Annotated in this window: 13 protein-coding genes; 3 read left to right on the plus strand and 10 right to left on the minus strand. The window is 55.9% G+C overall.

Annotated features, from left to right (window positions below; translation table 11 throughout):
- Window positions 1-2: 2 nt before the first annotated feature.
- The 9 genes from pabB to IE065_RS02760 all read right to left on the minus strand — a co-directional run bounded on the left by pabB (window position 3) and on the right by IE065_RS02760 (window position 7269).
- Window positions 3-1355, minus strand: coding sequence for an aminodeoxychorismate synthase component I (gene pabB, locus IE065_RS02725; protein WP_189511575.1), 1353 nt, complete (start codon window positions 1353-1355; stop codon window positions 3-5).
- A 20-nt stretch (window positions 1356-1375) separates the two neighbouring features.
- A complete protein-coding gene (gene folK / locus IE065_RS02730; protein WP_189511577.1) occupies window positions 1376-1858 on the minus strand; it encodes a 2-amino-4-hydroxy-6-hydroxymethyldihydropteridine diphosphokinase in 483 nt (160 codons plus the stop codon).
- A gap of 2 nt (window positions 1859-1860) precedes the next feature.
- Complete coding sequence (gene proC / locus IE065_RS02735; protein ID WP_200163406.1) at window positions 1861-2664, minus strand: pyrroline-5-carboxylate reductase; 804 nt, start codon at window positions 2662-2664, stop codon at window positions 1861-1863.
- On the minus strand, window positions 2657-3883 hold the full coding sequence (locus IE065_RS02740; protein ID WP_229792042.1) for a hybrid sensor histidine kinase/response regulator: 1227 nt from the start codon (window positions 3881-3883) through the stop codon (window positions 2657-2659). The genes proC and IE065_RS02740 overlap by 8 nt, the downstream gene beginning before the upstream one ends.
- A gap of 118 nt (window positions 3884-4001) precedes the next feature.
- Complete coding sequence (locus tag IE065_RS02745) at window positions 4002-4574, minus strand: RDD family protein (protein WP_189511579.1); 573 nt, start codon at window positions 4572-4574, stop codon at window positions 4002-4004.
- A gap of 2 nt (window positions 4575-4576) precedes the next feature.
- Window positions 4577-5458: a bifunctional 5,10-methylenetetrahydrofolate dehydrogenase/5,10-methenyltetrahydrofolate cyclohydrolase gene (locus IE065_RS02750; protein ID WP_189511581.1), complete on the minus strand. Its 882-nt coding sequence runs from the start codon at window positions 5456-5458 to the stop codon at window positions 4577-4579.
- Between the two features lie 194 nt (window positions 5459-5652).
- Window positions 5653-5787: a hypothetical protein gene (locus IE065_RS18185; RefSeq protein WP_268244948.1), complete on the minus strand. Its 135-nt coding sequence runs from the start codon at window positions 5785-5787 to the stop codon at window positions 5653-5655.
- A 2-nt stretch (window positions 5788-5789) separates the two neighbouring features.
- Window positions 5790-6500 (minus strand): SH3 domain-containing protein, encoded by a 711-nt coding sequence (locus tag IE065_RS02755; RefSeq protein ID WP_189511582.1) that lies wholly within the window; start codon window positions 6498-6500, stop codon window positions 5790-5792.
- Window positions 6501-6516: 16 nt separating this feature from the next.
- A complete protein-coding gene (locus IE065_RS02760) occupies window positions 6517-7269 on the minus strand; it encodes a pseudouridine synthase (protein WP_229792043.1) in 753 nt (250 codons plus the stop codon).
- A gap of 79 nt (window positions 7270-7348) precedes the next feature.
- Between IE065_RS02760 and IE065_RS02765 the strand changes: the two genes are divergently transcribed.
- From IE065_RS02765 to IE065_RS02775, 3 genes are read left to right on the plus strand one after another with little or no spacing between them, the layout of a single operon-like run.
- Window positions 7349-7765, plus strand: coding sequence for a rhodanese-like domain-containing protein (locus IE065_RS02765; protein WP_189511584.1), 417 nt, complete (start codon window positions 7349-7351; stop codon window positions 7763-7765).
- A complete protein-coding gene (locus IE065_RS02770) occupies window positions 7762-8181 on the plus strand; it encodes a MauE/DoxX family redox-associated membrane protein (RefSeq protein ID WP_189511586.1) in 420 nt (139 codons plus the stop codon). The genes IE065_RS02765 and IE065_RS02770 overlap by 4 nt, the downstream gene beginning before the upstream one ends.
- Window positions 8178-8906 carry a DUF1573 domain-containing protein gene (locus IE065_RS02775; RefSeq protein ID WP_189511589.1) on the plus strand — a complete coding sequence of 243 codons (729 nt, stop codon included), beginning with the start codon at window positions 8178-8180 and terminating at the stop codon, window positions 8904-8906. The genes IE065_RS02770 and IE065_RS02775 overlap by 4 nt, the downstream gene beginning before the upstream one ends.
- Here the strand turns inward: IE065_RS02775 and IE065_RS17960 are convergent.
- A partial coding sequence (locus tag IE065_RS17960; RefSeq protein WP_229792044.1) for an excinuclease ABC subunit UvrA occupies window positions 8896-11648 on the minus strand: 2753 nt, incomplete at its 5' end. The genes IE065_RS02775 and IE065_RS17960 overlap by 11 nt on opposite strands.

An 11648-nucleotide genomic window follows, 5' to 3' on the forward strand; every position in this document is an offset into this window, starting at 1 on the left:
AGTTATTTATGCGTTTCCAAGGCAGTAAAAAGAGCCTTGGCCTTGTGCAGCGTTTCTTCGTATTCTGCCTCAGGTTGGGAGTCCCAGACGATGCCAGCGCCGACGCCGAAGTCTGCCCGTCCTTCCTGGCAAGTGATGGTGCGGATGGCTATATTTAGGGCGATGTCGCCGTTGAAGCCCAGCCAGCCAATAGCACCGCAAAAGACGTCGCGCGGCGAGGGCTCTTGCTGTGCAATGATTTCCATTGCACGCAATTTGGGGGCACCTGTGATTGATCCGCCGGGAAATGTTGCGCGTAGGATGTCTCCCAGGGAAACGTTGGGCCGCAAGCGCGCCTCGACCTCTCCGATCAAGTGGTGGACCGTTGCGTAGCTTTCCAAGTGGTAAAGTTCATTGACGCGCACGGAGCCGTATTGCGCAATTCGCCCGAGGTCGTTGCGCTCCATATCCACAATCATGAGCAGCTCGGCACGTTCTTTTTCGCTAGCGAGTAGAGCGGAACGGCAGGCCTGGTCTTCTTCTGCTGTGGATCCGCGTGGGCGGGTGCCTTTGATGGGGCGAGTGACGATTTGGTCGCCCTCTACGCGTAGAAAAAGCTCTGGTGAGCTGCTAAGGATTTGCCGGTCACCCTGCTGAAGGTAGGCGCTGAAGGGTGCCGGATTTAGCTGGCGCAATAGGCTAAACAGCGCCGTGGGGTCGCCTCGAAACGGCGTGGAGAAAAATTGCGCGAGATTAGCCTGGTAGATTTCTCCCGCAGCGATAGCTTCACGGATAGCCTCCACTGAGGTACAGTAATCGGCCTTACTTCGGTTGGCGGTGAAGGTCTTAGAGGTGATGCCGCCTTCGCGAAGAATCGGCTCACTAGCTGGATGGAACAATTTGTCGCGCAGTTCGTCAAGCGCCGCCGCGCCTGCTTGATCGTCCGTGGCGTGTAGCTTGGCGCGGCCTGTTTCATGATCAAAAACATAAACCGCGTGGTAAAACTGAAAATGAAAGTCTGGCCAACGTTGCGCACGGCCTGAGTGATCGGGTTGCCCTGCTAAGCGTCGCCCGAATTCATAGCTGAAATGACCTACCCCCCCCCCCTCGAAGGAATTTCCGCCCGTGTGAGTTTTCAGCTCGTTGGCTAAATATTCGAGGCTATCGCCACTGTGGAAGCTGGAGCAATCAGGAGTGATCCGCTCAATTCGTTGTCCCCAGGCGCGAATGGTGAGGTACGGGTGTGCCGCTAGGATTGATTTTCTTTGGATATTGCTGGAGCCAATACCGCTGTCCAGCCAGCAACAACCTGGTTCGCGACGGAGCCGGGAAAACGCTTGTTCTGGAGTGAGAGACGTGGGCTCAATACGGGCCATGACCACAGCCTGTCGCGCCGTTAGCGACAGTCAAACTTCCTCACACCTTGTTCACCAACTTCCGCCAGCCAATCGGCGATTGATCGTCCAGCAAGAAGGAAATCCGGTGTCAGCTCGGCCCATGGGACAAGAACGAACGCGCGTTTCGTCGCTTCCGGATGGGGTAGCGTAAGTGCTTCGGTCTTGAGCGTGCACTGATCGTAAGCCAGTAAATCGACATCCAAGCTGCGTGGCCCCCAGCGAATGGATCTGTCACGCCCAGTGGTGCGCTCTATTTTTAGCCCTAATTCCAGCAACGCTAGCGGCTGTAAGGTTGTTTCAACTTCTACCACCGCGTTGAGGAAGTCTTCTTGGGCTACCGGCCCGATGGGTGAGGTTTCGTAAAACGAAGAGCTATGCAGCGATTGGATGCTAGAGCTCGCGTTAAGCTGCTGAATCGCAAATCGAAGGTTAGCGGGGCGGTCGCCAAGGTTGCCGCCCAGGCCGATAAAAGCCCGGTTCACGCTTACCCCTGAGCGAGTTCGATTGAGCGCTGTTTAGCGGCGAGCACGGCGTGGCGGACAACGTCGCGGAGCCGATCTTCGTTGAACTGCTCCAACGCTGCTTGTGTCGTGCCGCCAGGGGACGTGACCTGTCGGCGTAGTTCCTCGATGGTATCGACGGATTGCCCTAGCAGGAGTCCGGCACCGGTTACTGTTTGCCGTGCTAGGCGGGAAGCGATTTCGGGAGGCAATCCGGCGGCAACGCCAGCTTCAGCGAGTGCGGCGGTGAATTCAAAAACATAGGCTGGGCCACTGCCGCTGACGGCCGTAACGGCGTCTAGCTGGTCTTCTGGTGTGGCCACTACTTGGCCCAGTGCGCCCAGAATGACTTGGACGAGTTCTTCGTCATGGTTGTCCAAAGTGTGACCACTGGCGTAGGCTGAAATGCCAGCGCCAATTTGCCCGGGTGTATTTGGCATGGCGCGGACACAGTTGCGGGCTTCAGGAAAGCGTGAGCTGATACGGGCCAGCGGGATGCCCGCTAAAATTGAAATGATGAGCTGTCCCTTGGCGAGAGCTGCTATTTCAGCGTTCAGACTGTTGAATTGCTGGGGCTTGCAGGCGAGAACGATGACATCGGAGTCCTGTAGCAGATTTTTCAGCTCGGGCTCATAAGTGATGCCGGCACTGCTTGCCAATTGTGGTCCGGTTGGGTCGTCTCCGCAAGTACATCCGACTTCCGGTGGGCTGAAGTGACCTGTTTTTAGGAGTCCACGAACCATTGCGGAGGCCATGCGACCCGCGCCAATAAACGCTACTTTAATCATGACGTGTAACGCTGTTGGAGAATTTTCCAGTCGTGGACGGAATGATCGCGGAACCATGCGACGAGTGACGAATCTGATCCGCGTTAGTGGTCGCTTCAGTCACGGGTTGCTTAATGGGATGGATCATTGTGGCGACACAGCCTTTTTCCGCGCGATTGATGAGGGTAAGGTCGCCATGCAGATTGCGCATGGCGTGACGTGCCATAGTCAGGCCCAGCCCACGGCCGACGGAGGTTTTGGAGGTGATGAATGGATCGAAAATGTGATCGCGGATGTCATTTGTCATTCCGGAACCTTCGTCGATAACCTTAATCAGCAACTTTTCCCCGTCATCAGAAGTCTGGGTCTTGATGGTAATCTTCTTGTTTTCATCGGAGGTATTCTTCGGGTAGGCCTCCCACGCATTCACGAGGAGCTTGATTAGGACGCCTTCAAAGACTTCGCTGTTGGCCTCAAATTTATAGGTGTCCGGCACACTGCTTTCGAGGTGGACGGGTTCTGAAATGTCATATTCTTCACGGAAACGCTCCAGCGCGCCCTCGATGAGGATTCTGAGTTCCAAGTGCGCAATTGCTACTTTTTCGCTGGTAGCAATAGAGCTGAGATGGCGGATAATGTTCACCATGCGCTGGATCGCCTGATCCATTAGGGAGACGCTGCGCTTGACCATGTCGGGGCTATCATAGCCGTTACGCAACAAATCGAGGTAGCCCACGACCACGCCCAGCAGGTTATTTAAATTATGGGCAATGCCCTGTGTGATGGCACCGACTGCGGCGCTGCGGCGAATTTCTCCAAGCTGTCTCTGGAGCTCGATGTTCTCGCGATAAATTTCCTGAATGCGTAGCTGAGTTTTTACGCGTGCAAGGGTTTCTTCCAAGTCAATTGGCTTGGTAATATAGTCGACTGCGCCAACGCCAAGGCCTTCGAGTTTACCTTCTTTCGATGACTTTGCAGTGATGAAAATGACGGGTATTGTTTCCGTCGCCTCATTTTGCTTGAGCCGTTCACAGGTTTCGATGCCGTCCATCTCTGGCATCATGACATCGAGCAGGATTAGGTCCGGCGGCGTTTCCTCCACAATATTCAGGCACTCTTGGCCATTATATGCGGTAAGCACATCGTAGCCTTCGCGCTCTAGTTTACGCTGGAGCAGCTTGATGTTGATGGGCTGGTCGTCAACGACCAGTATGAGTTGTTTCTTGGAGTTGGGAGGCACCGGGCGCAGTGTTAAGACAACTTAGTTTGGTGGGTCGCAGCGAACGAACCGACGAATGCATGAACATACAGCGACAGAAATGGCCCGCAAGTTAAATTAATTTTAGCATTACCAGCATTTACTTCGGCTTTATGAGCAACGGCGGGCCTGCGATGACAATGGTATGGGCGAGCAAATCATGCGCCGAGCGGCGCTGACGATGTAGTAACAGCAAGAACAAGCTAATGAACAGTAAGGGAAAGGGGAGGAGGAAACAGGTCGATTTTACGCTGGCACGGACCCCAATTTCGAGCGGATGGGGGTAAGTGCCTCGTTTCAGGCTGATGACTCTGAGACCAAATACGGATTTACCCAATGAGCTTCCGCGGGTGATGGTTTCGCTGGCGTAAAAGTAGATCCAGGCGACCATCGCACAGACAGCTTGAGCGAAGCCGACCCCCTCTTTCGCTGCTTCAGGAGGCTCTGAGTAGTTGGGATATGTGGCCGCGACCTCTTCATTCCACTCTAGCAGCGCTGGCCATGCATCAGGATACATCTGGGGCCAGAACACCTTGCTGACCAAAAACGAAGTCAGGAGGAGGATAATTGTGAAATCCAGTAAGGCGCAAAAAACGCGCATGCCACGCCCAGCAATGTAAATTACCGGGAGTTGCGGCAGCGGTGGCGGCGAAGGGGGGGGGAGGTCCGCCATGATTAGGCGTCTGCGGCGAGAGATCGGCGATAGGCATTCACCGTATTCTTCATCAGCATGGCCACTGTCATGGGGCCGACACCACCCGGTACGGGGGTAATGCGGGCGCATTTCGGTGACACCTGATCAAAGTCCACGTCGCCAACGATTCGATAGCCGCGCTTTTTCGAGGCATCGTCCACGCGGTTAATGCCCACGTCAATGACGACTGCGCCGTCTTTGACCATGTCTGCGGTGATGAAGGCGGCCTTGCCCATTGCGGCAATAATGATGTCTGCCTCGGAGACGACTTCCGCGAGGTTAGCCGTGCGTGAATGGCAGACAGTGACCGTGGCGTTGCCAAATTCCGCTTTCATCATGAGGAGCAAAGCAGCGGGCTTGCCGACGATCAAACTGCGGCCTACGACAGCGACGCGCTTGCCGCTGGTGGAGACACCACTGCGCTTGAGCAGTTCAATGACGCCAGCTGGCGTGCAAGCGACGAAAGCGCTCGGGTCTTCCTGACAGAGCTTGCCAATATTGATTACGTTAAAGCCGTCTACGTCCTTATCGGGAGAGACGCGGTTGAAAATCACCCGTTCCTCAATGTGGGGGGGGAGGGGGGACTGGACTAAAATACCGTGGACAGCCGGGTCTGCGTTAAGTTGGTCGATCAGAGTCAGGAGTTCGTCTTGGGTGATGCTTTCGGGCTGAACATGCAACGTGCTTTCCACGCCGATTTCCGCGGCAACCTTTTGCTTTTTATTGACGTAAAAAACCGAGGCTGGGTCTTCGCCAACGCGCACAAAGGCAACGCCTGGGCGAGGGCCATTGAGCTCAGCGAGCTTAGCCTTGAGTTCTTGCAAGATTTCCTCGGAAATAGCATTACCGTCGATCAATTCCATTCCGTGGATTGCAGAAGCGCCCGCCGCCAATGGCAAAGCAAAAACGGCTTTTCCCCCGTAATTTCCCCTTATTGTCCTGTTGGGTCGATCGTTTTGCGTATTACGCAAAAGAGATGGCTAAGCAGGACCAGCAGGATGAATGCCGTCGATTACGGATGTGCAAAGGGGAATTCTCGTTGATCTCGCCTAAAGTCCTAGTGTAGCACGCGGATGTTGCCTGCGCGGATTTCCAATGTGACGGAGCCAGTGATGCGGCGCAGGACACCTTGGATTTCAACTTGCTGGCCCCAGTAGGTCTCGGCTGGGCCAAAAAAGAGGCTATTGTCCACGATCACATAAGCGATGGTGTCGCCATTTTCGTCAACCAGACGGTATTTATAGTCGGAGCCAAAAAGGCGATCCCAACTGGAAACTCGTTCAAATTTGCCTTGCAGATAGCGGGCGACGTTTTGGCCGGGCGGCTTGAGAGAGGCGGGAGCTGGCGGGGTGAGGACGGCTTCCTGCATGACGACTTCTTCCAGCACTGGTGTCGTGGTGACGGGGGGGGGGGGGGGGCTTGGGGGGCGGTTCCCACCGTGGTCGGCGGAGCGACTGCTGCTACGCGGGCGGGCGAATTGTCATTGAGGCGGAAATAGGCTGGGGCTTCGCCAGTGAAGTAAATCGTTGCCCAACCGTTTTCCTCCCGGACAACTTCGGCTTCTTCGCCATCAAGGATGACAGCGAGCACGGGGCTGTCGGATTCAGCACGTAACATGGCTTTGGATCCATTAATCACTTGATTGCCAGGTCCGATGCTGGACGATGGGACATAGCCAACGTATTTACCGGGATATTGGACGAACATCCAGCCTTGGCCTGCTCCTTTGCCATCCAGCAAGGGGCGCGGCTCCAGATCATCCAGATCATCCATTGACTCTTGGAAATACACAGTGCCGTTGACGTCGGGCTCCAGATAGATCGACACTATCTTGTCTTGAGCGTTGGCGGCGAGGGCCATCAGTAGGCCGCTAAGGCAGAGCATGAAACGAAATTTGCACATCATTGGGTCAATTTAGCGTCTATTTGGAAAAGAGAAAGTCCAATTCGCGTTTTGGGATTTCGCGCACGCTGCCTCGTGGGGTGCGTTTCATCTGCAAGCCGCCCATTTGGAAACGCTCGAGCTTGTCGACGAAATAGCCGAAAGACTCGAACAGGCGGCGAATTTCACGCTTACGGCCTTGCCCGAGGTGGACTTCCAGTCGGCGGTCTTTGTCTGGCCCCATTGGAGCGACAATAATTTTTTTAGCCTGCAAAAAATCGCCCTCACGATGAATGCCCTTGATCATTTTGGGAATCAGGGAGGTGTCGAATGGGCGGCTCACCTTGATGCGGTAGCGTTTGACAACGCCGCCGGAGGGGTGGGTGATACGTTGCGCCAGTTCGCCGTCGTTGGTCAGGATCAGCATGCCTTCGCTCTCTTTATCGAGGCGGCCGCAGCAGATCAGCTTTTCCTTGGCTAGCTCGGGCGGGAGCAGGTCGTAAATTGTGCGGGAGTGGTGCGGATCGCCGTGGCTACAGATCACTCCCTTGGGCTTATTCATCAATATGACCCATTGACGATGCGCCTTCGCGGTTACGCGTTGGCCCTCGACCTTGACGATGTCTTTGCCGGACACGACCTTGTCGCCGAGCTTTGCTGTGATACCGTTAATGGTGACAACGCCCTCTTCAATGAGGGTCTCGGCCTTACGGCGCGAACACACTCCTTGTTCAGACAAGTATTTTTGTAGACGTATGGCTTCAGGCTCGGGCATTGGAAACCGGTTATTCATTGAAGGAAACTCTCGGCGGCGCAAGCGATTTATCACCTGAATGCTTGCATGAAGGACGAAATCGCACAGGTTTTACGCCATGCGCTGGTGGCTTCAGGCAATCTTGATCCTCCTGTTCGCGCTCGGAGGCGCGATAGGTAGCACGTTGCTGGTCCAACGACCTGACTTGCCCGCGCTTTCACAAGATGAATGGCTGCGCACGCCAGCACAAGTTGCTGAGCTTGGTAATGTGCTCTGGATTGACGCTCGAAACGTCGAGCGATTTGAGGCGGGGCACCTCGAAAATGCCGTTAATGTTTCGCTGGATGACTGGGATACCGGCTTCGGCGAGTTGATTTCAGTTTGGTCGCCGGATGACACTATTGTGGTCTATTGCGATGGTGAAGGCTGCGAGCTGAGCCGCGAAACTGCCGAACACCTACGCAAAGACCTAGGCCAGGAAAACGTCTATTGGCTCGAAGGCGGCTACGAGGCCTGGTTGGATTTTGCGCCATGAAAAAACTTATCGGTCATTTATTGAGCCTGATTGTGGGCGGTTTTTTCGTTTGGGCAGGTATTGTCAAGCTGACTGGGCCTACGGAATTTTTTCAGTCGATTCTACATTATCAACTGGTGGGCGAAGATGCGGCTTGGTGGACGGCAATGTTCCTGCCTTGGCTGGAGGTGTTCGCCGGCATCGGTCTGATCATCCCGCAGACGCGCTCCGGTGCCTTGGCTTGGCTTACGCTGCTACTGCTTGTATTTGAGGCCAGCTTGGTGTCGGCTTTGGCACGTGGGCTAAACATTGACTGCGGATGCCTCGGCGGTAGTGGCAGCAGTGTGACTTTTGCCCTGGCTCGGAATGGCTTCCTACTTGCGGCCTTGGTCGGAATCTATTTTATCAGCATCTGTCCCCGTAAGAAAATATTATGAAATGGGTTACTCTCTCATTATTTTGCTTGGTTGCGCTTGGTTTGCGCGCAGAGCGAGTTGTTGAAGCGGACGCCGATGCAATTGAAATAAGCCACGATGTAGTTGTCAGCGATACTGCGGGAGCCTTGTCTTTTGAAACCTTGTCGATTGATGGTGGACAGGCAAATTTCAAGGACAAGGAGTTCGTCGCCAAATTTCCCTTTACCAACAAGAGCGACCAAACAGTAACGATCCTGTCCGCCAAAGCCTCTTGCGGCTGCACGGTGCCCAAGCTGGCGAAGACGGTTTATGCGCCGGGTGAATCCGGAGAAATCGTCGCCACATTCAGCTTTGGCCAGCGCACTGGACTCCAGCAGAAAACGATTAGCGTTGTCACCGACAGCAAGCCGCCGCAGCGGACCACACTTCGGCTTCAGGTGACGATTCCGCAGGTCATTTCAATCAAGCCTCGCGTGCTTTTCTGGGATCTGAAGGATAAGAGCGAGTTTGAGGCGAAGGATTTCACTGTCGTCGTTGGCGAACAGGTGGAAGGCAACGTGCGTCTTGCTGGCGATGCACCGGCGGGATTTAAAGGTTCATTGGAGCCCAAAAAAGATAGCTCGGATTACACGCTGACTGTTCAGCCTCTGCTCAAAGACCGCACACGTAGCAAATTTAAGGTCGAAGTGGTGGATACGGATGGCAAAGTCATCGGCGACACGTACGCCTTCGTGATTATCCGTTAAGGAGCGTCTTTAAATATTTCGCTGTCGGGCAGTTCGTTGCTTGGGCGAGCTTGGCGACAGGGCCTTGATAAAGGATTTCGCCGCCGTTCTCACCGCCCTGTGGGCCGATTTCCACCGCGTAGTCAGCCTCGGCAATCAGGTCTAGATTGTGCTCGATCACGATGACCGTGTGCCGCTGGTCGACGAGCCGGTGCAGCAGCTCAATGAGGCGCTGGCAATCGCTGAGATGCAGGCCGATGGTGGGCTCTTCGAGGATGTATAAATTGCGCCGCAGAATGTTGCGCGATTTCTCTTTAAAGCTCGGCAAGCCCGCCGCGAGTTCGCTGACGAGCTTGAGCCGCTGCGCCTCGCCGCCCGAGAGCGTGGGGCTGCTTTGCCCAAGCGTCAGGTAGCCTAGGCCGGTCTCGACCATGAGGCCCATCAGGTCGCTGAGGCGGGAGTGGAAATCAAAAAACGTCGCTGCCTCGTCAAAGGTCATCGCAAGGACATCGGCGATGTTTTTGTCTTTCCATCGCAGGTCGAGCAGCTCTTTACCGTAGCGCACGCCGTTGCATTCATCACAGGGTTGGTAGCTGTTGGGCAGGAACGCCATCTCCAGCTTAATGCGGCCCGCGCCCTTGCACGTTTCGCAACGTCCGCCTTTGGTGTTGAAGGAAAATGCTCCCGCCGTGAGTCCGCGCATGCGCGCCTCAGGCAGCGTCGCAAAGACGTTGCGGATGATGTCGAACGCGCCGATGTAGGTCGCTGGCGTGGAGCGCGGTGTCTTGCCGATAGGCGCTTGATCCACCTCGATGACTTTGCGGAAAACATTGCCATCGAATAGCTCCTGAAATGCATCGGGCGTCGCCGCGAGCGGAGACTGAGCAGCGATCATTTTCGGAGTCAGCTTGCGCGTTTCATGCTGGATGGCCTGATCCACCGCTGGATGAAGCAGGTCGCGCAGTAGCGTGCTCTTACCTGCGCCGGAAACGCCGGACACCATGATCAGCCGTTCCAGCGGCAACCGCAGCTCGCCGCCTTTTAGATTACGCAAACGCGGCTCGCGGAGCACGAGCCAACTGGGTTCCTTGGCGCGTGACTTGGGATTCCATTTCGGTGGCAGTTTGCGATATTGGCCGCGTAGTGGGTGAGGGATGCCGTCACGCAGCAAGCGCCCGGTTAGGCTTTTTTCGGCCTTGATAATCGTTTGGTAATTACCCTCGGCTAAGAGCTGGCCGCCGTTCACGCCAGCGCCGGGACCAAGGTCGATAATGTGGTCTGCCGCGCGCATGGTTTCGTCATCGTGTTCGACAACGAGGAGCGTGTTGCCCTGATCTCGCAGGTGCTTGAGCGAGTGGATCAGGTCGTCGTTATCACGTGCATGCAGGCCAATGCTGGGCTCATCGAGCACGTAGAGCACGCCCGAGAGATTCGAGCCAAGCTGCGCCGCCAGCCGGATACGCTGCGCTTCACCGCCGGAAAGGGTCGCTGTTGCGCGGTCGAGGGTGAGGTAGCTCAGGCCCACGCGGTCCATGAAACGCAGGCGTTCCTCGACCTCAGGAATGATCTCCTCCGAAATCTGTTTGCCGCGGGCATCGAGCTTGAGATTCGCGAGAATTGTGAGCAATGAAGCCGGCGGTAGAGCTAGTAACTCCGGCAAGGAAATCGTCTGCGCCTCGCTGGCCAGAAGCTTGCGGATCGCGGCTTTTTTCACTGGGAGACGCACGGCGCGACTGGTTGTATTCAATCGCTCGCCCGAGCATTCTGGGCAAGTCTGTCCACCAGCAACATCGTCGGGAATCTCTTCGTAATCCTCGTGCTCGAGCATCCATTCATGGATCATGCCATGCCCGCGACAGGTGGGGCACCAGCCCTTGGGCGAATTCCATGAGAAGTGCTTGGGGTCGAGTTCGGGAAACGCTTCGCCGGTAACGGGGTCCGTGCGGCTGGTTGAAAACCACGCCAGTAATTCGCCACTGCCCAATAAGAGAAAGCTGCTGCCCTTGCCGAGCTTCAGCGCTTCGTCGAGGAGCACGTTGGCCCGGTCTTTTCGATCAGCGGGTTTACCTAGATCAAGGGCCAGTTCGATGTCGTGTTCTCGGTAGCGATCGAGCTTTTCAAAATTCGTGACTTCGACCAGTTCGCCGTCGCAACGGAGGAGCGAATAACCGTGGTCTTCAGCCCAATTGGCGAGCGGTTGATGGTGGCCTTTGCGCGCGCGGATCAGCGGGGCGCAGAGGTAGAGTGCAGAGGACTGTTTTGCGGAGGGGGAGTCGATTGCATCGGACAGACGGCGTTTGATCGAGGCCATGCTTTGTGCGGCGACGGGCTCGCCGGTCGTCGGGCTGTGCTGCACGCCGGCTTTGGCGTAGAGCAGGCGAAGGTATTGCGCAACCTCGGTGATCGTAGCCACGGTTGATTTGCGCGTGCCGCGGGTGATGCGTTGCTCGATGGCGACTGTGGGGGGGATGCCGCGTAGGTCATCAATGTCCGGCCTTGGCAGTTGCTCCACGAACTGCCGCGCGTAGGACGACATCGACTCCAGGAAGCGGCGTTGCCCCTCGGCAAAAATAATATCGAACGCCAGCGACGACTTACCCGAGCCGGAGACGCCCGTTACGACATTGAATTGTCCGTGCGGAATGCGGACGTCCAGATTGCGCAAATTGTGTTCGCGTGCTCCGGTGACAATGACGGCGCTTTCACCGGGGGGGGGGGGGGGGGGGGGATTTTTTAACGTTTCACTTTTCGATGCAAAATTAG

It is taken from the genome of Cerasicoccus arenae, assembly GCF_014651635.1.
Taxonomy (GTDB): Bacteria; Verrucomicrobiota; Verrucomicrobiia; order Opitutales; family Cerasicoccaceae; genus Cerasicoccus; species Cerasicoccus arenae.